Annotated in this window: 26 protein-coding genes; 5 read left to right on the forward strand and 21 right to left on the reverse strand. The window is 70.7% G+C overall.

What is annotated here, in order from left to right; genetic code table 11:
- Nucleotides 1–57: 57 nt before the first annotated feature.
- From E7742_RS16405 to E7742_RS16420, 4 genes are read left to right on the forward strand one after another with little or no spacing between them, the layout of a single operon-like run.
- Entirely contained in the window at nucleotides 58–744 is a 687-nt protein-coding gene (locus tag E7742_RS16405; protein WP_175420632.1) for an energy-coupling factor ABC transporter permease, read from the forward strand.
- Nucleotides 741–1,088 (forward strand): PDGLE domain-containing protein, encoded by a 348-nt coding sequence (locus E7742_RS16410; RefSeq protein WP_137799909.1) that lies wholly within the window; start codon nucleotides 741–743, stop codon nucleotides 1,086–1,088. Before E7742_RS16405 ends, E7742_RS16410 begins: the two co-directional genes overlap by 4 nt.
- 1 nt (nucleotide 1,089) lies before the next feature.
- Nucleotides 1,090–1,848, forward strand: coding sequence for a cobalt ECF transporter T component CbiQ (cbiQ, locus tag E7742_RS16415; protein WP_137799910.1), 759 nt, complete (start codon nucleotides 1,090–1,092; stop codon nucleotides 1,846–1,848).
- A gap of 5 nt (nucleotides 1,849–1,853) precedes the next feature.
- Nucleotides 1,854–2,621: an energy-coupling factor ABC transporter ATP-binding protein gene (locus E7742_RS16420; RefSeq protein ID WP_137801260.1), complete on the forward strand. Its 768-nt coding sequence runs from the start codon at nucleotides 1,854–1,856 to the stop codon at nucleotides 2,619–2,621.
- Here E7742_RS16420 and E7742_RS16425 read toward each other — a convergent pair.
- The 19 genes from E7742_RS16425 to E7742_RS16510 form a co-directional block, all read right to left on the reverse strand.
- Entirely contained in the window at nucleotides 2,575–3,375 is an 801-nt protein-coding gene (locus tag E7742_RS16425; RefSeq protein ID WP_137799911.1) for a DUF6390 family protein, read from the reverse strand. The two genes, E7742_RS16420 and E7742_RS16425, sit on opposite strands and share 47 nt — an antisense overlap.
- Entirely contained in the window at nucleotides 3,372–4,502 is a 1,131-nt protein-coding gene (gene hypD, locus E7742_RS16430; RefSeq protein WP_137799912.1) for a hydrogenase formation protein HypD, read from the reverse strand. Before hypD ends, E7742_RS16425 begins: the two co-directional genes overlap by 4 nt.
- A gap of 25 nt (nucleotides 4,503–4,527) precedes the next feature.
- Complete coding sequence (locus E7742_RS16435; RefSeq protein WP_137799913.1) at nucleotides 4,528–4,800, reverse strand: HypC/HybG/HupF family hydrogenase formation chaperone; 273 nt, start codon at nucleotides 4,798–4,800, stop codon at nucleotides 4,528–4,530.
- 18 nt (nucleotides 4,801–4,818) lie between these two features.
- A complete protein-coding gene (gene hypE, locus E7742_RS16440; RefSeq protein ID WP_137799914.1) occupies nucleotides 4,819–5,910 on the reverse strand; it encodes a hydrogenase expression/formation protein HypE in 1,092 nt (363 codons plus the stop codon).
- Between the two features lie 3 nt (nucleotides 5,911–5,913).
- Nucleotides 5,914–6,612 carry a D-sedoheptulose-7-phosphate isomerase gene (locus tag E7742_RS16445; protein WP_137799915.1) on the reverse strand — a complete coding sequence of 233 codons (699 nt, stop codon included), beginning with the start codon at nucleotides 6,610–6,612 and terminating at the stop codon, nucleotides 5,914–5,916.
- Entirely contained in the window at nucleotides 6,612–7,349 is a 738-nt protein-coding gene (locus E7742_RS16450) for a HypC/HybG/HupF family hydrogenase formation chaperone (RefSeq protein WP_137799916.1), read from the reverse strand. Before E7742_RS16450 ends, E7742_RS16445 begins: the two co-directional genes overlap by 1 nt.
- Complete coding sequence (gene hypF / locus E7742_RS16455; protein ID WP_137799917.1) at nucleotides 7,346–9,709, reverse strand: carbamoyltransferase HypF; 2,364 nt, start codon at nucleotides 9,707–9,709, stop codon at nucleotides 7,346–7,348. Before hypF ends, E7742_RS16450 begins: the two co-directional genes overlap by 4 nt.
- A complete protein-coding gene (locus E7742_RS16460; RefSeq protein ID WP_137799918.1) occupies nucleotides 9,706–9,987 on the reverse strand; it encodes a HypC/HybG/HupF family hydrogenase formation chaperone in 282 nt (93 codons plus the stop codon). The genes hypF and E7742_RS16460 overlap by 4 nt, the downstream gene beginning before the upstream one ends.
- A gap of 3 nt (nucleotides 9,988–9,990) precedes the next feature.
- Complete coding sequence (locus E7742_RS16465; protein WP_137799919.1) at nucleotides 9,991–10,545, reverse strand: hydrogenase maturation protease; 555 nt, start codon at nucleotides 10,543–10,545, stop codon at nucleotides 9,991–9,993.
- A 4-nt stretch (nucleotides 10,546–10,549) separates the two neighbouring features.
- Nucleotides 10,550–10,669, reverse strand: coding sequence for a DUF6893 family small protein (locus tag E7742_RS23890; RefSeq protein WP_441346860.1), 120 nt, complete (start codon nucleotides 10,667–10,669; stop codon nucleotides 10,550–10,552).
- Nucleotides 10,666–12,081: a hypothetical protein gene (locus E7742_RS16470; RefSeq protein ID WP_137799920.1), complete on the reverse strand. Its 1,416-nt coding sequence runs from the start codon at nucleotides 12,079–12,081 to the stop codon at nucleotides 10,666–10,668. Before E7742_RS16470 ends, E7742_RS23890 begins: the two co-directional genes overlap by 4 nt.
- Nucleotides 12,078–12,728, reverse strand: coding sequence for a DUF6084 family protein (locus tag E7742_RS16475; protein ID WP_137799921.1), 651 nt, complete (start codon nucleotides 12,726–12,728; stop codon nucleotides 12,078–12,080). The genes E7742_RS16470 and E7742_RS16475 overlap by 4 nt, the downstream gene beginning before the upstream one ends.
- On the reverse strand, nucleotides 12,725–13,426 hold the full coding sequence (locus E7742_RS16480) for a DUF5947 family protein (RefSeq protein ID WP_254699035.1): 702 nt from the start codon (nucleotides 13,424–13,426) through the stop codon (nucleotides 12,725–12,727). Before E7742_RS16480 ends, E7742_RS16475 begins: the two co-directional genes overlap by 4 nt.
- Complete coding sequence (locus tag E7742_RS16485) at nucleotides 13,423–14,247, reverse strand: NifU family protein (RefSeq protein ID WP_254699338.1); 825 nt, start codon at nucleotides 14,245–14,247, stop codon at nucleotides 13,423–13,425. Before E7742_RS16485 ends, E7742_RS16480 begins: the two co-directional genes overlap by 4 nt.
- A gap of 156 nt (nucleotides 14,248–14,403) precedes the next feature.
- On the reverse strand, nucleotides 14,404–16,197 hold the full coding sequence (locus E7742_RS16490) for a nickel-dependent hydrogenase large subunit (RefSeq protein WP_137799923.1): 1,794 nt from the start codon (nucleotides 16,195–16,197) through the stop codon (nucleotides 14,404–14,406).
- 40 nt (nucleotides 16,198–16,237) lie between these two features.
- On the reverse strand, nucleotides 16,238–17,314 hold the full coding sequence (locus E7742_RS16495) for a hydrogenase expression protein HypE (protein WP_137799924.1): 1,077 nt from the start codon (nucleotides 17,312–17,314) through the stop codon (nucleotides 16,238–16,240).
- A 103-nt stretch (nucleotides 17,315–17,417) separates the two neighbouring features.
- The gene (hypB, locus tag E7742_RS16500) at nucleotides 17,418–18,227 is read right to left on the reverse strand and encodes a hydrogenase nickel incorporation protein HypB (protein ID WP_137799925.1); all 810 of its coding nucleotides are present in this window, start codon (nucleotides 18,225–18,227) and stop codon (nucleotides 17,418–17,420) included.
- Nucleotides 18,228–18,230: 3 nt separating this feature from the next.
- A complete protein-coding gene (locus E7742_RS16505; protein ID WP_137799926.1) occupies nucleotides 18,231–18,560 on the reverse strand; it encodes a hydrogenase maturation nickel metallochaperone HypA/HybF in 330 nt (109 codons plus the stop codon).
- 104 nt (nucleotides 18,561–18,664) lie between these two features.
- Complete coding sequence (locus E7742_RS16510) at nucleotides 18,665–19,018, reverse strand: ArsR/SmtB family transcription factor (RefSeq protein WP_137799927.1); 354 nt, start codon at nucleotides 19,016–19,018, stop codon at nucleotides 18,665–18,667.
- A gap of 80 nt (nucleotides 19,019–19,098) precedes the next feature.
- Here E7742_RS16510 and E7742_RS16515 point away from each other — a divergent pair, with 80 nt between their 5' ends.
- The gene (locus E7742_RS16515; protein ID WP_137799928.1) at nucleotides 19,099–19,893 is read left to right on the forward strand and encodes an alpha/beta fold hydrolase; all 795 of its coding nucleotides are present in this window, start codon (nucleotides 19,099–19,101) and stop codon (nucleotides 19,891–19,893) included.
- A gap of 14 nt (nucleotides 19,894–19,907) precedes the next feature.
- On the opposite strand, the gene hutC is transcribed toward E7742_RS16515, so the two are convergent.
- Nucleotides 19,908–20,663, reverse strand: coding sequence for a histidine utilization repressor (hutC, locus tag E7742_RS16520; protein ID WP_137799929.1), 756 nt, complete (start codon nucleotides 20,661–20,663; stop codon nucleotides 19,908–19,910).
- 61 nt (nucleotides 20,664–20,724) lie between these two features.
- Nucleotides 20,725–21,615, reverse strand: coding sequence for an HpcH/HpaI aldolase/citrate lyase family protein (locus tag E7742_RS16525; protein WP_137799930.1), 891 nt, complete (start codon nucleotides 21,613–21,615; stop codon nucleotides 20,725–20,727).
- Nucleotides 21,616–21,654 lie beyond the last annotated feature (39 nt).

Below are 21,654 nucleotides of genomic sequence, written 5' to 3' on the forward strand. Positions count from 1 at the left end.
CCCCGGCCCCGGGAGGCCAGTGTGGCTGTCGAGATCAACGAGACCGACGTCGTCGCAATGCACATGAGCGACGGCATCATCGACGCCCCCACGTCGGCGCTGTTCTGGGTCGTCGCCGTCGTGGGTGTCGCGGTCGCGATCTGGCGCGCACGCACCGAGCTCGACGAACGCACCGCACCGATGGCCGGGCTGGTGGCGGCCTTCGTCTTCGCGGTGCAGATGATCAACTTCCCGGTCCTGCCGGGCGTCAGCGGCCACCTCCTCGGCGGGGGTCTGGCCGCGATCCTCGTCGGTCCGTACACCGGGGCGCTGTGCATCGCGATCGTGCTGACCGTCCAGTCGTTGTTGTTCGCGGACGGCGGCCTCACCGCGCTGGGCGCGAACATCACCAACATGGCGCTCGTCGGCACGGCCGCCGGTTACGCGGTCGCCGTCGCGTTGCGACCGTTGCTCGTCCGCCGCGGCGACGGCGGCATCGGGGTGCTGTCCTTCGTCTCGGCTTGGTGTGCAACGGTTCTGGCGGCGTCGATGTTCGTGGTGGAGTATGCGGTCGGCGGGGCCGCCGTCACGTCGCTGTCCACCGTCGCCGCCTACCTGTTCGGTACGCACGCGCTCATCGGCGTCGGGGAGGGCATCATCACCGCCTTCACCGTGGTCGCGGTCGCGCGGGCGCGACCCGACCTGGTGTACCTCCTGCGGGCGCGGGCCGCGGCCGCCCACCGGGCGGGGGCGGCCGCGCCGTGACCGCTCCACGGAGAGGGTCCCGGTTCCTGGTGGGCTTCGCCGTCGTCGCGTTGCTGGTCGCGGGGGTGCTGTCGTACTTCGCCAGCTCGAGCCCCGACGGGCTCGATGCCACCACGCAGCGCGGCTGCGAGGCGGTCGAGACCGACGGCGGCGAGCAACTCGAGGGCACCTGCATCGCGCAGGGCGCCACCGACCATCACCTGTCGTCGTCCCCGCTCGCCGGTTACGCGGTCCGCGGCGACTCCACCTTCACCGGCGTGGCCGGCGTGGTCGGGGTACTCGCGGTGCTGGCCGTGTCCGCGCTGCTGTTCCGGGTGCTGGCGCGTCGCCGCGGGGGTCCGTGACGTGCCGAGCTCGCCCGCCCGTCCGCTCCACCTGGCCGGCACGTCCCCGGTACACGCGCTGCCGCCCGAGGTGAAGATCGTGGCGGCCTTCGTGGCGGTGTTCGCGATCGTCGCGACCCCACGCGAGGCGATCTGGGCGTTCGCGGCATACCTCGCGATCCTCGTCGTGGTGTGGCGGATCGCCGGCATCTCCGCCCGCCGGCTCGCGCCGCGCATGCTCATCGAACTGCCGTTCGTGGTGCTCGCGGTCCTGCTGCCGTTCGCGGAGGGCGGCGAGCGGGTGACGGTCTGGGGGCTGTCGCTGTCGGTGCCCGGACTGCTGGCGGCATGGAACATCCTGGTCAAGGGCACGCTGGGCGTGCTGGTGTCGTTGACGCTCGCCGCCACCACACCGGTGCGGGCGCTGCCCGGCGGGCTGTCCCGGCTGCACCTTCCCGGCATCGTGGTCACGGTGATCACCCTCATGCTGCGGTACGTCGATCTGCTTGTCGCAGAGCTGGACCGGATGCGCATCGCCCGCATCGCCCGCGGCGACGACCCGCGTGCCCTCCATCAGATCGGTGCGGCGGCGCGGGGTGTCGGAGGCGTGTTCCTGCGCTCGTACGAGCGCGGTGAGCGCGTTCACCTGGCGATGCTCTCCCGCGGTTTCACCGGGACGGTTCCGCTCGCGACGGCCCCCGCGCGACCGCGCGACTGGACGCTGGCGCTGCTCCCGGCCGGCGGCGCGGTCGCGGTCGCCGTCGCGGCCTGGTGGGTGTGAGTGCGATGCCGCCGCCCGCGATCCACACCGCCGGTCTCGTCTTCGACTATCCCGACGGCCGCCGTGCCCTCGACGGCATCGACCTCACGATCGCGCCGGGTGAACGCGTCGCGGTCCTCGGCCCCAACGGCGCCGGCAAGACCACGCTGATCCTGCACGTGAACGCCGTGCTCACCGCGACGGCCGGCACGGTCCGGATCGGCGGCCTCGAGGTCTCACGCGCCAACCTCCGGGAGATCCGTCGCCGCGTCGGGGTCGTGTTCCAGGACCCCGACGACCAGCTGTTCATGCCCACGGTCGCCGAGGACGTCGCCTTCGGGCCCGTCAACTTCGGGGTCCGCGGCGCCGACCTGGATCGCCGCGTGGCCGACGCCCTCGAGCAGGTCGGGATGACCGAGCACGCCCACCGCAGTGCGGGACGCCTCTCGACCGGGCAACGTCGCCGCGTCGCGCTCGCGACCGTGCTCGCGTGCCGCCCCGACGTCCTCGTACTCGACGAGCCGTCGAGCAACCTCGATCCGGTCGCACGGCGCGAGCTCGCGGAGGTGCTGCAGTCACTCGACACGACACTCGTGCTGGTCACCCACGACCTGCCGTACGCCGCCCAGTTGTGTCGCCGGGCGGTGATCCTCGCGGATGGCCTGGTGGTCGCCGACGGCCGCACCGAAACCGTGCTCTCGGACGCGGCGCTGCTGGCGGCGCACCGGCTGGAACTGCCGTGGGGATTCACGCTTCCGCAACCGGTGCCGCATCCGGATCGTCCGCCGCGGTGAGGAGCTCGGCGGCCAGCCGCGGATTGGTCCGGGTCAGCTGCCAGTCCGTCCAGTACTCGAGACTGCCGGCCTGGTCGGCGTCGAGCCGGTCGCACACCAGGTCCCAGTGCACCGCCACCCGGTCGCCCACGCGCAGGTCGTCGACGAACGGTCCGGCAGCGGTGCGGCGGCGGGCGGGCCGGTCCTCGAGCGGCCCCAGGGTGAGCCGGACACCGTCGAACTGCAGCCCCCGCGAACGGACCACGGCCGTGTCCGGACGAAGCTCGACCACCACACCGTTGCGGATGCGGCACGAGTCGAGCACGAACAGCGGTTGCGGCATCCCGGTGCGGAGCAGCCGGGTCCACGGGTAGACACCGAAGACGTGGAACGCGTGGGTCGGGGCGACTTCCGGCAGGAGGTCGTCGGACAGGTACTTCCAGTAGTGCCCGGCCCGGCCGCCCAGCCGGGCGAGCAGCGCCCGGCCGAACCGCTGCCGGTCCACCGTCGCGGTCACCTCGTTGCCGGTCCAGTAGGCGCGAACGACCCGCTCGTCGAGGGGATCGTCCGACCCGGTCATCCGGGCCAGGAGCTCCTGGTAGGGCCAGGCGCCGCTGAACTGCCGTGCCGCCGCGTCGACACCACCCACCTGGGCGCCCGCGCCACCACTCGCCACCGCTTCGAGGCCCGCCGCGGCGGCGGGCCCGCAGTAGCCGAGCGCGTTGGGGGCGTACGCGTAGCGCGCGAACAGCGTCCGCCCGGCCCGGCCGCTCACTCGGGTCTCCGCCCCACCAGCAGCGCCGTCTCGCGGTGCAACCGACCGAAGTTGTAGTAGGCCGCGCACGCGCCCTCCGGTGAGACCATGCACGTCCCGATGGGCGTCTCCGGGGTACACGCGGTACCGAACACCTTGCACTCCCACGGCTTGATCACGCCCTTGAGGACCTCACCGCACTGGCACGCCTTGGGGTCGGCCACCCGCACCCCCGGCATCGAGAACCGCTGCTCCGCATCGAACTCGGCGTAGTCGGGGTGCACGCGCAACGCGCTCTGGGAGATGAAACCGAGACCACGCCATTCGAAATGCGGTCGCAGCGCGAAGGTTTCGCTCATCAGCTTCAGCGCCTGAGTGTTGCCCTCGGGACGGACCACGCGAATGTACTGGTTCTCCACCTCGCACCGGCCCTCCCGGATCTGCTGCAGCAGCATGTGCACCGACGCGAGGATGTCGAGGGGTTCGAAACCTGCGACGACCATCGGCTTGCCGTACACCTCGGGGACGAAGCGGTACGGCCGCAGCCCCACCACCGTCGAGACGTGGCCGGGCCCGAGGAAACCGTCGAGCCGCAGGTCCGGCGACTCGAGGATCGCCTTGATCGGCGGCACGATGGTGACGTGGTTGCAGAAGATCGTGAAGTTCTCCACCCCCATCTGCCTGGCCCGCACCAACGTCACCGCGGTCGACGGCGCCGTGGTCTCGAAGCCGACCGCGAAGAACACCACCTGCCGGTCGGGGTTGTCGACCGCAATCTTGAGGGCGTCCAGCGGGGAGTACACGAACCGGACGTCGGCGCCGCGGGCCTTGGCGTCGATGAGGTTCCCGTGCGATCCCGGCACCCGCATCATGTCGCCGAACGTCGTGAAAATGACATCGGGCTGTTCGGCCAGGTACATCGCGTCGTCGACCCGGCCCATCGGAATCACGCACACCGGGCAACCGGGGCCGTGCACCAGTTCCACCGATCGGGGCAGCAGGTGTTCGATCCCGTGCCGGTAGATGGTGTGCGTGTGCCCGCCGCACACCTCCATGAACTTGAACTCGTCGTCGCCGGCGAGGTCGGTGATCGACCGCACCAGCGCGCGAGCGGCCGCCGGGTCGCGGAATTCGTCCACGAACTTCATGCTGCAACCTCCTCGGGCCGCGATCTCAGTTGATACGCGAGGAATGGAACGCGTCCATCTCGTTCTCGTAGTCGGCGCCCATCCGCTGGACCTGGTCGAGCGTGAGTGCGGCCTCGGCCTCGTCGATCCGCGCCATCGCGAACCCCACGTGGACCAGCACCCAATCCCCCACGGTCAGGCCCTCGTCGGCGAGCAGGCGCACGCTGATCGTGCGCTGCACGCCGCTCACGTCCACCTTCGCCAGGTACTGCTCGGTGTCGACCATCTGCACCACCTGCCCCGGAATGCCCAGACACATGCCGTTTCCTCCTCTCGCTCAACAGATTCGCGGTAGCGGGTCGCCCACCAGCATGTCGACGATGCGGCTGCCGCCGAAGGCGGTGCGCAGCGCCACGATGCCCTCCGGCTCGGACAGAATCTCGCCCACCACGGCGGCCCGTTCGCCGCCCGGGCACGCCCGCAGCGCCGCCAGCGCCGCGTCCGTCTCCTCGGCCGGCACCACCGCGACGAACCTGCCCTCGTTCGCGACGTACAGCGGGTCGATGCCCAGCAGGTCGCACGCGCCCGACACTTGCGGCAGTACCGGGACGGACTCCTCGTCGAGCACGACGGCGAAGCCCGTGGACTGTGCCAGTTCGTTGCACACCGTGCCGACGCCGCCCCGGGTCGCGTCCCGCATCCACCGGGTGGACGGGGCCGCGTCCAGCAGCGCGTGCACCAAGCCGTTGACCGGGGCGGTGTCGGAGCGGATGTCGGCCTCGATCGCGAGTTCTCCGCGCGCGAGCATCACCGCCATCCCGTGCTCGCCGATCGTGCCGGACAACAGGACCCGGTCGCCGGGTCGCACGTACTCCGGCCCCAGGGTGCGCGTCGCCGGCAGCGCCCCCACCCCGGCGGTGCAGATGTACACGCCGTCGGCGGCGCCCCTGCCCACGACCTTGGTGTCGCCGGTGACGACGTGCACACCGGCCTGCGCGGCGGAATCCGCCATGTCCCGGACGATCTCGCGCAGCAGCGCGATCTCGAATCCCTCCTCGATGACGAAGGCGGCCGACAGCCACAGCGGCCGCGCCCCCGTCACCGCGAGATCGTTCACCGTGCCGTGGACCGCGAGGTTGCCGATCGAGCCGCCCGGGAACTGCAGCGGCCGCACCACGAAGGAGTCGGTGGAGAACGCCAACCGCTCCCCCGCCGGCAGGGTCAGCGCCGCCGCGTCCCCCAACTGTTCGAGCTGCGGGTTGCGCAGCGCGTCCACGAACACCGCGTCCACCAGTGCGGCCGAGGACTTCCCACCCGCGCCGTGCGCGAGAGTGACGACGTCCTCGAGCAGGCGGGGGCGGCGCTTGCGGAAGGACGCGATCCGGTCGAGGACCCGGTCCTCACGTTCGGCGGCCGTCGTCGGTTCCATGCGTCAGCCCTCCTGTCCCGAGGCCGCCACCGACCGTCGGCCCGTCAGGTGGTCCTGCGCCGCCGCCCACAGCCGGTAGCCGACGAGCGCATGACTCTCCTGGATACGGTGAATGCTCTGCGAACGAATCGTGAAGCAGTGGTCCAGGTCGTCGGCGACGGCCATGCGGCCGCCGTCGTGGCCCGCGAACCCGATCGTCAGCAGCCCCCGCCGCCGCGCCTCGGTGAGCGCGATCATCAGGTCGTCCGAGTTCCCGGACGTCGACAACGCGATCGCGATGTCGTGCGGGCCGGCGTGCGCGATGATCTGACGCGAGAAGATGAGGTCGAAGCCGACGTCGTTGCCGAGCGCGGTCACCACGGCCTGATCCGCGGCCAGCGACCACGCCGCGACGGGCCGGCCCCGGGCCGGACGGCTGAACAGCGTCGCCAGAGTGGCCGCATCGGTGGAGCTGCCGCCGTTGCCGAACGTGTACAACCGGCCGCCCTGCGCAAACCGCTCCGCCATCCGGCGTCCGGCCTCCTCGATGCCCGCCTCCCATTCGGCGATCGAGTCCTGTTGCAGCCGTGCGCTTTCGGCCGCCTTCCCGCGCGCCGACGCGGCGAGGTCGTCGAGCAGAGCCTGCGCGTCGTCCTCCTGCGCGTCGATGAACGGGTAGAGGAAGTCCGCGGCGTCCCCGCCGTCCGCACTCGATCCGGTCATCACCACACCTCCTCGTCCGCTCCGATGCGGGTGATCGCCGCGCCGCCGTGGACCACCAGCAGATCGTGTACCGCGACGTCACCGACCAGCGTGGCGTCGACGCGTTCCTCCCCGCTCGCGGTTCGCACCAGCACCCCCTCGAACGGATCCGACGGCGCCGCCACCACTTCCGCGAGCCGGCCCTCGTCACCGCACGTGACGCACCCGTCGTCGGTGCACGTGTCGGCCGTCGGTTTCAGCAACCCCGGATGCTCGAAGCACACGTGGGTGAGTTCCCACAGCAGGTGGTACATCAGCACGAAGCGCCCCGTCGCGGGAATCATGGGATCGGCGGAGTCGACCCACAGGATGTGGGTGGCCGCACCGTGTTCGGGGCGCGGTCCCGACCCGATCCACACGGTGTCGGCGCCCCACGCCGGCGCCCGCCGCATGATGTCGCGCACCTGCGGCTGGTCCGCGGACGCCACCGCCAGCACCACGTCACCGGGACGGGTCGCGACGCGGCACTGCGCCACCGGATCGGCTTCGACCAGCGACACCGACGGCAGCGCACGTTTACCCATGATCACCGGGTGGACGAACTCCACCGCGACGTGATGGGCGTGCGGTTCCCACTGCGGCGAGACCACCCAGAGGGTGGCCCCGGCCTGGAAACGGCGCGCCAGCGACAGCGCCGCTGCCGCCAGGTCCGCCGACAGTTCGTGGTCGATCAGCACGGTCGTATCGGTCGTGGTCATCGTGGCACCTCGGAGATCGGATCGGTACGGGCGCGGCGCGCGAGCGTCGCGAGCCCCAGCGCCGCCTGTCCCAACGACAGCCCACCGTCGTTGGGCGGCACGACATGGTGGGTGAGGACGCGCAGTCCGGCGTCCTCGAGCCGGACGCGGACGAGCGCGGTGAGGAGCCGGTTCTGGAACACCCCACCGGTGAGTCCGACGACGCCCACTCCCGCGCGGTCGGCGATGTCGGTCGCGAGCGCCGCGGTCGCGGCCGCGAGCGCGCAGTGGAAGCCGAACGCCAGCTCGGCCGGCGCGGTGCCCGCCCGCACACCGTCGACGAGTCCGCCCATCAGCTCCGCGAGCCGTATCTCGCCGTCCGCGACCGGCATCGGCAGCTCCGCGGGGGCAGCAGCGGTGCGCGCGAGCGCCTCGAGTTCGACCGCGGCCTGCGCCTCGTAGCTCACCCGGTGCCGCACCCCGAGTATCGATGCGACCCCGTCGAACAGCCGGCCGACGCTCGTCGTCCGGACGCAACCGAGTCCGGTGTCGAGCTGTGCTGTCACCAGCCCCCGTTCGTTCGCGGGCAACGCCCGCACGCACGGCAGGTCCGTGGCGGTGTCGATGCCGGCCGCACGCAGCAGCGCGAGGGCGACCCGCGCCGGATTGCGGACCGCGACGTCGCCGCCGGGCAGCGCGAACGGTTGCAGGTGGCCCGCCCGGCGCGCGTCGAGCAGTTCCTCACCGATCGTCAGGAACTCCCCACCCCACACGGTGCGGTCGCAGCCGTACCCGGTGCCGTCGAACGCGATCCCCAACAGCGGGGTACCGACCAGCCGGTGTTCGGCGGCCAGTGCCGCGACGTGTGCGTGATGGTGCTGGACGGTGATCAGCTCGGTGTCCGTGCGTTCGCCGAAGTCCTCGGCCCAGCTGCGCGTCGAGTACCCGGGATGGTCGTCGGCGACCACCAGGTCGGGGCGGACGTCCTGCAGCGCGGACAGCCGGGACACGGAGCGGTCGAAGGCGAGTCGGCTCTCGAGACTGCCCATGTCGCCGAGGTGCGCCGAGCAGAAAGCGAAGTCCTGCCGGGTGAGGCAGAAGGTGTTCTTGACCTCCGCGCCGACGGCGAGGACCGTCGGGCCCGGCCGGTCCAGCAGCACCGGCAGTGGCGCGTATCCCCGCGATCGCCGGATTGGCGCGGCCGTGCCGTCGACCACGGTGAGAACCGAATCCTCGCACGGCACCGCGATGTCACGGTCGTGCAGCAGGAACACGTCCGCGATCCCCGCCAGCCGCTCGCGCGCCTCGTCGTTGTCGAAGCACAGCGGCTCGCCGCCGAGATTTCCCGACGTCATCACCAACAGCCGCGGCGGCCGGACGGCGCTGCCGGGGACCGGCGCGAACAACAGGTGGTGCAGCGGCGCATACGGCAGCAGCACGCCGAGTTCGTCGAGCCCGGGGGCGATGCCGGTGGCCACACCGGAGCCGCTTCGACTGCGCAGCAACACGATCGGTCGCGCGGGTGAGGTGAGCGCGTCGGTCTCGGCGGCATCGATCTCGCAGATCGTCCGGGCGGCACCCAGGTCGGCCGCCATCACCGCGAACGGCTTGGCCGGGCGTTGCTTGCGGGCGCGCAGCCGGGACACGGCGCCGGGATCGGTTGCGTCGCAGACGAGGTGGAAGCCGCCGATACCCTTCACCGCGACGATGCCGCCATCGGTGATCTCGCGCTGCACCCGCTCGAGCACCGCGTCGTCCCCGCCGATCCGCCGGCCGTCGGCCTCGGCGAAGATGCGCGGACCGCAGTCGGGACAGCAGATCGGTTGCGCGTGGTAGCGCCGGTTTCCAGGGTCGGCGTATTCGCGCGCGCACCGCGCGCACATGGGGAACCGCGCCATCGTGGTGGACGGGCGGTCGTACGGCAGATCCGTGATCACGGTGTACCGGGGACCGCAGTTGGTGCAGTTGACGAACGGGTGCCGGTAGCGGCGATCGGCCGGATCGGCCAATTCCCGCGCACAGTCGGTGCAGATCCCGACGTCCGGCGGCACCAGCGTGCGCGCGCCCGGGCGGTGCAGGCTGTCGACGATGCGGAACTCGTCGTCGCCACGCGGGGCCGCGGGCGCGACGGTGACGTCCACGACCACCGCGAGGGGCGGCGCATCGGCCCGGAGGCGGCGCGCGAACTCGGCCAACGCGGCCGGCGCCCCCTCGACCTCCACGAACACCGACACCTCGTCGTTGCCGCAGAACCCGACGAGGCCCAGCTCGTGTGCCAGCCGGGCCACGAACGGACGGAAACCGACCCCCTGGACCACGCCGCGGACCGTGATGCGGTGCCGCGCTGCCGCGACGCGGCCGACGACCGTCTCGGCCGTCACGGTAGGTCACCGCCGTCGGTCGGCGCGGTGCGCGGACGTCCCATCAGCTCCAGCCCGGCCAGCGCGCGCTCGGCGCCCTCGCGGTCCACCCGTTCGACCGCGAACCCCATGTGGATCACCACCCAGTCGCCGGGAGCGAGGGCGGCGTTCCCGCCGCCCGGATCCTCGAGCATCCCGATGTTGACCTTGCGTTCCCGACCCTCGACGTCCACGAGCGCGAGTTGACCGCCGTAGCCGTCGAGCAGGCGGACCACCCGCCCCGGAATTCCCAGACACATCGTTCAGCCCTCCCCCTGCTCACGCGTCCCGCCGGAACGCGCCCCGCCCACCGGGGCCACCGCACCGAACCGCGTGAGCAGCGACCGCACCCGGTCCACGGCGATCGGCACGGCAGCCGCGACGGGAGCGGACAACCCGATCCCGTCGTCCGTCCGCGCCACCTGACACCCCACGACGACGGTGCGCGGCAACCGTCCTCCGAGGGCGGACAGGCTCGCGAACACGGCGCCCGGATCCATGCTGTGGGCGTCGAGCCGCGGGCTCGTGCCGGGTCCGTCGGGATCGACCTCGAACACCCGCACCTCACCCGGCTGCCCCCGGTCGGGTACCGCGTCGACGAGGATCATCGCGTCCCAGTCGCCCAAGAGGTCGTACGCCAGGTGCATGCCGCGGATGCCGTAGTCCACCGCTCGGACACCGCGCGGTAGATCACCGGATCCGGTGTGGCGCAGCACTTCCGGTCCGAAACCGTCGTCGCCCAGAAAGATGTTGCCGATACCGGCGACGAGGATCCGGGGCGACGGCGTCTCCGTGTCGGGCGAGGTCTCGGGCGGCACGATCTCACATCCGGCGCATTCGCAGGTACCGCTGCATGTCGGGGATCGACCGCACCCCGATCCACACCCCGGCGGCGGCGATCGCCGCGAACAGCACCGTGGACACCATTCCCACTGCCCTCATGACCGATTCTCCTCTCGCTCGTCCACCGGACCGAGTGGCTCCACCTCGTCGGGCGCGAAGTACAGGTAGCGGCCGTACCAGTCGTGCAGTTCGGCCGCCGGATCGTCGACCAGCACCACCCCGACGTGAGTGCCGCCGTCGACGTCGGCGTGCACGGTCGCGACCCGCGCGATCTGCCCGGCGAAGAACAGGTCCTGCGCGTCGGCACGCCGGGACGGCCGCAGCCGCACCAGGGTGCCCTTCGCGACGCGGACACCGTCCACCAGCACGCCGTCGACGTGCGGCCGGACGCTGGTGTCGGCGGCGGGATCCCACCACGGGACGTCGCCGGGCACCTCCGGCACCAGCCCGCCCGGCGTGACGAACGTGGGCGGTTCGTCGGCGCCGGGCCCGTACGCGCGCGGGTCGCGCAGCGCGCCGTGCAGCCGCTGCATGTCGGACGGGCCCATGCTGTCGCAGCGGTCGATCAGTTCCGCGGCCAGCGGATCGGTCGCGCGGGCCTGCGCCTTCTCGTCATCGGTCAGTGTCATCACCCGCAGCGTCAGGATCTCGTCGATCTCGGTGGCGTCGAACAGGTCCCCACTGCTCTCCGCCGCGACCTCCGGGTGGTCGTACAGGATGATCGGCGACGCGAGCACCACGTCACTCGTCCCCGACGTTCCGCGGTCGCCGGCCAGGACGGGGTAGCAGCGGTGCTGCCGGCACCCGGCCGTCGCCGCAGTGAAGCGCTCGGGCGTCTCCAGCAGTGACACGAACCGGGTGCCCCGCGCCACCAGCAGCAGGTGCGCCCCGACGAGTGAGTGGCGGATCGCGGACTCCCGTGCGGGCACTTCGGGCTCGCCCACCTCGTCCAGGCGGGTGGTGTTGCGGACCTCGATCGCGATTCGGATCGCGTCCCCCACCCGCGTCGCCCGCAGATCGACCCGGGCGCGCAGCGGGAACCGCGTCCGCACCAGACGTCCGGTCGGTCCCAGCTCCTCGACGTCGGCCCCGCCCGGAACCGGAACCGTCCGGGACATCCCCGCCGCCAGGTCGGCGATCGCGAACGCGCCGAGCGGCACCTCCACCTCGACGGCCTCGTCCCAGCTCAGCCAGGACCGGTCCGCGACCACCAGCTCGGGCACCGCGTGAAAACCGTCGGCGTCCCGCGCCTCGGCCGTCCGCACCTGCAACTGCAGGAAACGCAGCACCGGTTCGACCACGCCGTCGTCGCCGTCCAGGAGGCACTCGACGTGCATCGCGGTCTCCTCGCCCACACCGCGATCGGCCGCACCGTCGGGTCCCAGTACGCCGAACTGCCACCGGGACCGGTTCTTGGACGACGTCGACCGGTACGGGTAGAGCAGGTAGCCCTCGTACAGGACGGCGTCGGCCACCGTCCGTACCCGTGCGAGGTCGTCGATGCCGGTCACGTCGACACCTCCCCGGCGTGGGCCAGGAGTTCGGCCACGGCCTGATCCGCGCCCAGCAGACCCCGCGCGGCCTTGTAGCGCATCAGCGCGGCGATGGTGTCGTGGTCGAGCCGCAGCCACCCCGTGGAGGGAAAGTTCGAGCGCACGACGTCCCGCCACACGTCCACGGGCATCGCGAACTGCGCCTCCCGGTCCCACGGCACCTGTTCGACACCGAAGCCGTTGGCGCCCTTGGTGAAGACGGTGCCGCTGAACAGGAAGTCGAGCGGGACGGCCCCACCCGTCTCGGCATCCAGGGCGTGCAGGTACTTCGACGCCGTCACCTCGAAGTCGTAGGTACACGGCATCACCAGTTCGGTGACGCATTCGCCGCTGAACCCCGGGACCATCGCGGTCGTGTGCAACCACGGGAACGTCGCCAGCGTCGATCCCCACCGCTCCCGCGGTCCGAACAGATCGAGCAGACCGGCCTCCTCGGTCTCCGAGTAGCGGCGGCGCCGGGGCTCCACCCGGATCTGGCAACGCAGTGCGAGTGCGTGCACGAGCGCACCGGTCGTCTCGGCGATCCGCACGCGGGCCACCAAATTCGGAGTGACCGCGAAGGGTTCGGGTCCGACCGACAGGACGGAGAAGTCGAGCGCGGTCACGGTGCACCCCCGGGCGGGCCGGCTCTCCCGGTCCCGGCGGTCTCCGGATTCGCCGCGACGCTGCGCCGCATCACCCGGTCGAAGAACGCGTCGATCTCGCGCCGCGCATCCTGGCCGCCGTCGAAACCGCGCCAACACCGCCGCAGCCGTCCGACAAGTTCGTAGCACGCGTCGATCGGCAGTAGATGACACTCGGCCTGCCCGGGCCCGCTGCGCGGCACCCGGATGAGCAGTGCCTCGACGTCCGGTGCGGCGGTAGCGAGAGCCGGATTGGCCTCGACCACCGCCGTCCACGCCTCGATCGGCAGTTCGGATTCGGTGGCCCCGGCCGGGCCGGGGTAGAACGCGACGGTGCGGCCCTGGTCGGAGTTGTGGAAGAAGAAGGCCAGTCCCACCGGAATCTCGAGGTCGTCCCACTGCCCGGGGCCCAGGCGGAACTGCGGGAACGCCAGGTACCGGTCGGGGACGGCCCGGTACCGGAGGGCGGCGTCGGGTTCGGTGAACAGCAGATAGCACGGCCGGCACACGCACATGAGTTGGCGGCCCGCCAGATTCACGACGTGCGGATGCTCGTCGGCGATCGCCACCGCGCACATCTCGCAGCGCTCCCCGTCGATCGGTCGCGGGCGGGTCGCGGCGATACGCCGAAGCACCCCCAGCGCGCCGGTGGGGGTGCCGCGGTCCGGGTACCCGGTCATCCCGTCACCGCCGTCGGTATCGCAACCGACAGGACACCGTCGCGCACCAGCACCGGCAGCGGGTCGAGGTGATCGCCGGGCGCCTCGACCGCGGCCCCGGCCCGCCGGACGTCGTAGTGCGCGCGGCACGTGGGGCACCGCACCACTGCGTCGCCCACCGGACCACCGGCGCGGCGCTGGAGCACCGTTCCGGCGAGCGAGTTCCCGCATGCAGGGCAGCGGTCCCGGTACGCGAACACCTCGTCGGCGATCCGGCACACGAGCATCGTGAGCCCGCCGATGGTGAACCCGCCCACCTCCCCCGGGCCGAGCTCCTCGAATTCGGGCACCGCCAGCCAGGTTCCGCCGTGGGGCTGCTCGTCGCGCACGTGCGACAGCAGCGAGTCCACGCTGAACACCCCGGGGGTGGCCGGCGTCTCGGCGGGACCGGTGTCGACCTCGATCGCGTTCGTCTCCGGGGCCGCCGCCTGGACCGCGCCCTCGACCGCGAGTTGCAGCGTCACCGCCGACGACGGGCAGCCGTGGCAGCTACCGAGCAACCGCAACCGCACGACGCCGTCCGCGGTGACCTCCACCAGCTCGACGTCGCCGCCGTGCGAGCCCAGGTACGGGCGGACGTGGTCGAGCGCGGTCCGCACTCGCGTCGTGACGTCGTGGGGGTGGAGCCCACTCACCAGCAGCACACTCGAGACCAGCTCGTCGGCGGCCAGGGCGTCGACGAGTCCGGGACTGCGCCGCGCGATCGTCACGACCCGGTCGAGGGCCTCACCGTAGAGGTCGACCACCTCCCGGACCAGTTGCTCGGCACGCTCGCGCGCCACCGGACCGCCGGCCGCCGCGGCGTCGAGCAGCGCCTCGATCCGGTCCCCGGCGCCGCGCCAGTGCTCGGCGGCCACCGCTTGCCCGGCATCCTCGTGCCGGGCCTCCGCGTGCCGAGTCTCCCCGCGCAGGGCCTCGTCGTGTACCGACGCCATCCGTCACTCCCCGGTCATGGACTGTGTGGGCGAGTGCACCTTCTCGATCGTCCTGCCGTCGCCGAGGTACATGTGGACACCGCACGGCAGACACGGATCGAAGCTGCGCACGGTACGCATGATGTCGATGCCCTTGAAGTGGTCCCGATCGTTCTCCTCGTGGATGTCGAGGTCGGTGACCGCATCCTCGTACGGGCCCGGAATCCCCTCGGCATCACGGGGACTCGCGTTCCACGGGGTCGGCGGGTACGGGTGGTAGTTCGCGATCTTGCCGTCCCGGATCACCATGTGGTGCGAGAGCACTCCGCGTACCGCCTCGGTGAACCCGCACCCGATGCCCTCGTCGGGCACCTCGAACGTCTCCCACGTCTTGGTCCGGCCGGCATTGATCTCGACCAGCGCCTTGCGGGCGAAGTGCAGCGCCATCGCCGCGGCGTACGCCTGGAAGTACGTCCGCGCGCGGTTGCGCTCGAGCGTGTTGCTCCACTGCGGAATCTTCCACTCCAGCTGGACCGGGCCCTTCAGCGCCGTCTTCGGAAAGTCGATCTGGACACTGTGTCCGGTGGACTTCACCTCGTCGGTCTCGACCAGCCCAGCGAGCGCGGTGGACCACATCCGGGCCAGGGCTCCGCCGCCGGTGTCGAGTGCGAGGTTGCTCTTGCCGTCGAACCACCGCGGAGACATCACCCAGCTGTACTTGTCCTCGAGATCGCGCTTCTGCGGCTTGGGGTTGGTGTGCTGATTCCACGGATGCCGCCGATCGACCGGGTTGCCCAGCGGATCCCTGGTCACGAACATCTCCTGGTCGGACCAGTCGTCGTAGTACGAGGAACCGAGCTCGATCCGGATGCCGAGATTGATGTCCACCAGGTCGGTCGTCACCAGCTTGTTGTCGACGACGACGCCCGGCGTGACGAACATCTTCCGGCCCCAGTCGGTCATGTCCTTGTACTCGAAGTTGCAGACCTCCGGGTCCTGGAAGGCGCCCCAGCAGCCCAGCATCACCCGGCGCTCACCGACGTGCTCGTACCCGGGCAGCGCCTCGTAGAAGAAGTCGAACAGGTCGTCGTGCATGGGGACGACCTTCTTCATGAACTCGACGTACCGCATCAGGCGCGTCGTGTAGTCGGTGATCAACTGGACCGTCGCGACGGTGCCGACACCGCCGGGATACAGCGTCGACGGATGGACGTGCCGGCCCTCCATGAGGCAGAACATCTCGCGGGTGAGGCGACTGACCTGCAGTGCTTCCCGGTAGAACTCGCCCGTGAACGGATTGAGCGCCCGCATGATGTCGGCGATGGTGCGATAGCCGTGCGCGTCCGCGTGCGGCGCCGCGGTCTTCTCGGCCTGTACGAGGACACCGGGATTGGTCTCCGACACCATCTTCTCGCAGTAGTCGACCGCGACCAGGTTCTCCTGGAAGATGTTGTGGTCGAACATGTATTCGGCGGCCTCGCCGAGGTTGGCGATCCATTCACCCAGGTGCGGCGGCCGGACCCCGTACGCCATGTTCTGTGCGTAGCACGAGCACGTGGCGTGGTTGTCCCCGCAGATTCCGCAGATCCGGCTCGTGATGAAGTGGGCGTCGCGCGGATCCTTCCCCTTCATGAAGATCGCGTAACCGCGAAAGATCGACGACGTGCTGTGACACTCCGCGACCTTCTTGTTCTTGAAGTCGACCTTGGTGTAGATGCCCAGGCTGCCGACGATCCGGGTGATCGGATCCCAGGCCATCTCGACCAGGCCCTTGTCGTCGGTCGCGCCCCGGGTCGGTTCGGGCACTGTGGAAGTCATCGAGAAGCCTCTCTCTGCTCGGCGGTCGGCCGTTCTCGCACTACCAGGAACGCACGGCCCCCGTTCTCAGAAGGCGCCCCGGCACGCGCCAGTGAGGTTCCTTGTCCAGGGTGCGCCCCGTGACGTGGCGGAGCGTGCGGATGACCGAGCCGTACACCTCCGACACCGAACTCGACAGGATGCCGCCGGGCGGCTCGTCCATGAACGGCATGAACTTGTCCGGGAAGCCGGGCATGGTGCAGCCGATGCAGATGCCACCCACGTTGGGGCACCCGCCGATGCCGGCCATCCAACCCCGCTTGGGGACATTGCATTTCACCACCGGCCCCCAGCACCCGAGCTTGACGATGCACTTGGGAGAGCCGTACTCGGTGGCGAAGTCACCCTGCTCGTAGTAGCCGGCCCGGTCGCACCCCTCGTGCACGGTCTGCCCGAACAACCACTTGGGGCGCAGCATGTCGTCGAGCGGGATCATCGGGGCCTGGTCGGTGACCTGATACAGCAGGTATGTCAGGGTCTCGGAGAGATTGTCGGGCTGGATGGGACAGCCAGGAACGCACACCACCGGCAGCCCCGCCTTCGACTTCCAGTCCCAGCCCAGATAGTCGGGCACACCCATCGCACCGGTCGGATTGCCCGCCATCGCGTGGATTCCGCCGTATGTCGCACACGTACCCGCCGCGACGATCGCGGTTGCCTTGGGCGCCAGTCGGTCCAGCCACTCGCTTGTCGTCACCGGCTGGCCCGTGTCCGGGTTGTTGCCGAACCCGCACCAGTACCCCTCGTCGTGCAGGTTCTCGTTGGGGATCGAGCCCTCGACGACGAGCACGAACGGTTCCAGTTCTCCGCGATCGGCCCGCCAGAACCACTCCAGGAAATCGTCCGCGCCGCCCGCCGGCCCGCACTCGAAGTCGATCAGCGGCCAGTGGACGGCGACCTTCGGCAGCCCGGGGAGCGCACCGAGTGCGATCTCCTCGACGCTCGGCTGGCTCGCAGCGGTGAGGGACACCGAGTCCCCGTCGCAGCTCAGTCCCGCGTTGATCCACAGGACGTGGATGACGCCCTGTTCGGTTTCGGTGTCTTCCGGTTTGTTCGCAGCTTTGGTCGGTGTCGACATGTCGGCCACTCCCCGGGGCTCCACGCCCCTGCGTCACCGGAGTCGACCCTCGGCCCACTTGCGTGACGCCCACCACAATTAAGGCGCGGCGGAAGCTGATCTGTCAACGCCGGGTGATCATGCCCGCCCGCTGGGCGGCGATCCACTCGTACCACCGGTCGAGCCCCTGCCCGCCCGTCGCAGACAGATCCAGCACGCGCACAGCAGGATTGACCGATCGCGCGTTCCGTTCACACTCGCCCAGATCGAAGTCGACGTAGGGAAGCAGGTCGGTTTTGTTGATCACGACCATGTCGGCGACCGCGAAGATATGCGGGTACTTGAGCGGCTTGTCGGCACCCTCCGTCACGGAGATAAGGACAACCTTGCCTTGCTCGCCGAGGTCGAACAGCGCGGGGCACACGAGGTTTCCGACGTTCTCCACCAACACGATCGAATCGTTCGCGGGACTCAGTGCGTCGAGCGCGCCGCGCATCATCTCGGCGTCGAGATGGCATCCGGATCCCGTATTGACTTGCACCACAGGGCAACCCGTCGCCCTGATCCGGTCGGCGTCGAGCAGTGTCTCCTGGTCTCCCTCGATCACCGACACCGGGACGGTCTCCTGCAATTCCCGCACGGTCCGCTCGAGCAGGGTGGTCTTGCCCGATCCGGGCGAACTCATGATGTTGAGCGCCGCGATCCCGCGTTCGGTGAGCCACGCGCGGTTCTCCTCGGCCAGCCGATCGTTCTTGGCGAGGATCCGCTGCTCGAGCGTCACGGTTTCGGTGCGCGGATGGCCGTGATCGTGATCGTTCGGATGGCCGTGGGAGTGGTCGTGAGGATGGTCGTGATGGTGATCGTGATCGTGCGGCACGGTGATCCGCGCCCCCGCCGGCTCGTCGACCTTGCCGCATCCACACGTGGCACACATGGCTCAACCCACTTCCATCGACATGATCCGCAGCTCCCGTCCCGAGAGCACTTCGACGTCCGCGCTGCCACACGGGCAGAGCAGCACCAGGTCGTGCAGCGCGAAGTCCGTGTCACACCCCCGGCAGTGCGCCAGGCCGGGTGGCTCCTCGATGTCGAGCCGGGCGCCCTGCGCGATCGTCCCCTCGGTGACCAGTTCGAAGCAGAACTGCATCGCGTCGGGCACCACGGCGCACAGTCGGCCCACCTGGAGGCGGATGCGGTGCACGGTACGTCCGTCGGCACGCTCGCACACCGCGTCCACGACGCTCTGCGTGATCGCCATCTCGTGCATCGCCGGTCCGTTCGGACGTAGGAATGCTCCGCTCGGTGTGAGGCTGTCGGATCACACGATAGGACGGACCGCAGGCGTGGGCCAGGGGTTCGCGCGAAGTGCGCTCAACCCGCGTCGTGCCCGCGGAAGTGGGTGGCGCCGATGGTGTGCAGCAGTTCGTGCACGGTGTCGTCGACCAGCCGGTAGCGCACCGTGCGTCCCGATCGTTCGGCCGCGACCCAGCCCTGCTGCCGCAGCAGCCGCAACGCGTGCGACACCGCCGTCCCGGTCATCCCGAGCGCCGCCGCGAGGTCGGTCACGCAGATGTCGGGGGCGTGGTGCAGGCACAGCAGCAACCGCAGCCGGTTGGGGTCGGACAGCAGTTCGAAGCGGTTGGCCCACCCGGCGATGTCCGGGGTGACGAGCGCCTGCGCGGCGCGGCGGACGTGATCCGGATCGATGGCCGGCGTCGAAGTCACGGCGTCCTCCCTCTCGAGTGTGCCCAGTCTAGGGCGGACATCCGCGGGAACCGGCGAATCGGGACACCTACCGTGTAGGGGTGGTCACGCAGAAGGCAGTCAACCCCGCCGACGGTGTCGGCATCGCATACCGGGTGCTCGGGGACGGGCCGCCGCTCGTGCTGGCGCACGGGACCGCGTTGTCGAGCGCGATCTGGCGGGCATTCGGGTACGTCGCGGCGCTGCGGGAGCAGTTCACGCTGATCCTGCCGGACATGCGCGGCCACGGGCGCAGCGACAAACCGCACGAGCCGGCGTCGTATGCGATGGACCTGGTGGTGGGCGACATCCTCGCGGTGCTGGACGAGGTGGGCCACGAGCGCGCCCACTATCTGGGCTATTCGTTCGGCGCGCGCGTCGGGCTGTCACTCGCCGTCGCGGCGCCGCACCGGCTGCGCACCCTCACCGCGGGCGGCGGTAGCAGCCGCCCCCAGGCCGGTTCGTTCGACAAACTGTTCTTCCCGGGCTGCATCGACGTCCTCGACCACGAGGGCATGACGGCGTTCCTCGACCGGTGGAACGCCCACCGCCCCTGGCCGCTGGACCCGGCGACACGGGCCGCGTTCGCCGCGAACGACACCCGTGCGCTGGTCGCGTACCTGCGCCGGTCGGAACAGGAACCGGGCATCCCGGACGACGCGCTGGGGTCCCTGACGGTGCCGACCCAGCTGTTCGTCGGCGCCGAGGACCGACCGCGCCTGTCGGACACCGAGCGGCTCGGGGCGCTGATCCCCGACTCCCGGCTCGCGGTGATCGACGGCTTCGACCACGCCACCACCGTCGCGGCCGCGCCCGAGGTACTCGCGGTGGTGCGGCCGTTCCTCGAGGCGCACTGACCCGCGCGGGCGGCTCAGCGGTTGAACGCGCCCTCGAGGCGGTTGCGCGAGCCCGGGTGGATCAGGCGCGCCGCACTCACCAGCCCGTGCTCGGACCAGGTCCGGCGGCGGATCAGCAGACACGGTTCGCCGCGGTCGATCTGCAGCAGTCGGCACTCCTCGGGGCTGGCGAGGACGGCCTCGACGACGTGCTCGCCGCGCACGAGCGGCGCGACGCGGCTGAGGTAGTCGTTGGGCGTGATGGTGGTGAAGTCCTGGTCGAGGTAGTCGGGCGCCTCGGAGGGGTTCACCAGACGGTCCTCAACCTGGATCGGCTTGTCGTCCTCGAAGTGGACCAGCACCGAGTGGAACACCTTGGCGCCGACCGCGTCCCGCAGGAAGGCCTGCGAGTGGTCGGTCTCCTCCTCCCGGACGAAGACGACCTCGGTGCGGTGGCGGTGCCCGCGTTCCTGGATCTCGTCGGCGATGTTCTTGACCTCGAACAGAGGGGACGGCGTCTTGGTGCTGGCGACGAACGTGCCGATGCCCATCATCCGGACGATCAGGCCCTCACCGGTCAACTCGCGCAGCGCCCGGTTGATCGTCATGCGGGACAGTCCCAGCGCGCCCACGAACTGGTTCTCGGAGGGCAGCTGATCGCCCTCCGACCAACGGCCCGAACGAATCTGCTCGGCGACGAGCTTCTTGACCCGTTCGTACGCCGGCACGGACTCACCGCCGGCCTCGCCGAACAGCGCGGCAAGTTCCGCGTCGACGTCAACCACTGCCATCCGCTGCACCCGTTCCCTCGAGAAGTCCTACCGCTCCGTACGCCGACTCGGCCCACGAAGTCTACCGATCGGCACCTTCGGCTCCCACGACGAGCGACCGCGCCGGGTCCGGTTCGACGACGTCGATCCGATAGGTCCGCGCGCGGACGAGAATCGCCTCCGCGGCGCGCAGCCGGGGAAGGTAACTGCCGTCGATGCTGTCGGCGGGTCGCGCCAGGAGCTCCCGGGCGCGCTGCACGTCGTCGGGGCTGGGCGCGAACTCGGTGTCGATCACCGGAACGTGGTCCGGTTTCACGCAGAGCATGCCGCCCATCCCGGTCGCCAGGGATCGTCGGCAGTAGGCGCGCAGCCCGTCGACGTCGGACGCGAGGGACGGTCCGTCGATCGGGGCCGGGAGACCGGCCGACCGGCTGGCCAGCACCAGGTGGGCCCGCGCGCCCATGACCGTCGCCGAATCGTCCGTCGCCGCGGTGTCGTGCCGGAAGTCGCCGCTGCCGAAGGCCAACCGGGTCAACGACTTCGCGCGGGCGATCGAGACGGCCTCGAGCACCCCGGTGGCGGATTCGACGAGGCCGATCAGGCCCCCGTCGAACCCGCCGAGCCGAGCCACCGTCGCGTCCACCTGCTCGGCCGACTCGGTCTTCGCGAGCACGACGCCGAGAATCCCCGGGCACCGCGCCGCGAAATCGAGGTCGACGCCCCAATCCGCGGTGGTGGCAGCGTTCACGCGGATCCACGCCCGCCCGCCGCGCACCGCCCAGTCGTGGATCTCGTCGCGGGCGCGGGCGCGCTCGGCGGGCGCGACGCCGTCCTCGAGATCGAGAACCACGGCGTCGGCGCCGGATCCCCGGTCCTCGAGTTCGCGGGTGCGGGTTCCGGGCACCAGCAGCCACGAACGCGCGTCTCCGGGGGAGACCGCGTCGAGGGCACGACCGGCAGTGCGGGGGTTCACGGTGGTGACGACCTTTCCTCGGGTGGGTGGGAACGTACG

It is taken from the genome of Rhodococcus sp. SGAir0479 (assembly GCF_005484805.1).
In the GTDB taxonomy this organism is placed as follows: Bacteria; Actinomycetota; Actinomycetes; order Mycobacteriales; family Mycobacteriaceae; genus Prescottella.

What these genes read in the sequence shown, in the direction of transcription:
- E7742_RS16450 (WP_137799916.1), bottom strand. Translation starts at nt 7,349, where the DNA reads ATGACCACGACCGATACGACCGTGCTGATCGACCACGAACTGTCGGCG.
- E7742_RS16460 (WP_137799918.1), bottom strand. Translation starts at nt 9,987, where the DNA reads ATGTGTCTGGGAATTCCGGGGCGGGTGGTCCGCCTGCTCGACGGCTAC.
- hutC (WP_137799929.1), bottom strand. Translation starts at nt 20,663, where the DNA reads ATGGCAGTGGTTGACGTCGACGCGGAACTTGCCGCGCTGTTCGGCGAG.
- E7742_RS16445 (WP_137799915.1), bottom strand. Translation starts at nt 6,612, where the DNA reads ATGACCGGATCGAGTGCGGACGGCGGGGACGCCGCGGACTTCCTCTAC.
- hypB (WP_137799925.1), bottom strand. Translation starts at nt 18,227, where the DNA reads ATGTGTGCCACGTGTGGATGCGGCAAGGTCGACGAGCCGGCGGGGGCG.
- E7742_RS16505 (WP_137799926.1), bottom strand. Translation starts at nt 18,560, where the DNA reads ATGCACGAGATGGCGATCACGCAGAGCGTCGTGGACGCGGTGTGCGAG.
- E7742_RS16420 (WP_137801260.1), top strand. Translation starts at nt 1,854, where the DNA reads ATGCCGCCGCCCGCGATCCACACCGCCGGTCTCGTCTTCGACTATCCC.
- E7742_RS23890 (WP_441346860.1), bottom strand. Translation starts at nt 10,669, where the DNA reads ATGAGGGCAGTGGGAATGGTGTCCACGGTGCTGTTCGCGGCGATCGCC.
- E7742_RS16495 (WP_137799924.1), bottom strand. Translation starts at nt 17,314, where the DNA reads ATGTCGACACCGACCAAAGCTGCGAACAAACCGGAAGACACCGAAACC.
- hypE (WP_137799914.1), bottom strand. Translation starts at nt 5,910, where the DNA reads ATGGAACCGACGACGGCCGCCGAACGTGAGGACCGGGTCCTCGACCGG.
- E7742_RS16435 (WP_137799913.1), bottom strand. Translation starts at nt 4,800, where the DNA reads ATGTGTCTGGGCATTCCGGGGCAGGTGGTGCAGATGGTCGACACCGAG.
- E7742_RS16490 (WP_137799923.1), bottom strand. Translation starts at nt 16,197, where the DNA reads ATGACTTCCACAGTGCCCGAACCGACCCGGGGCGCGACCGACGACAAG.
- E7742_RS16480 (WP_254699035.1), bottom strand. Translation starts at nt 13,426, where the DNA reads ATGACCGGGTACCCGGACCGCGGCACCCCCACCGGCGCGCTGGGGGTG.
- E7742_RS16405 (WP_175420632.1), top strand. Translation starts at nt 58, where the DNA reads ATGCACATGAGCGACGGCATCATCGACGCCCCCACGTCGGCGCTGTTC.
- hypD (WP_137799912.1), bottom strand. Translation starts at nt 4,502, where the DNA reads ATGAAGTTCGTGGACGAATTCCGCGACCCGGCGGCCGCTCGCGCGCTG.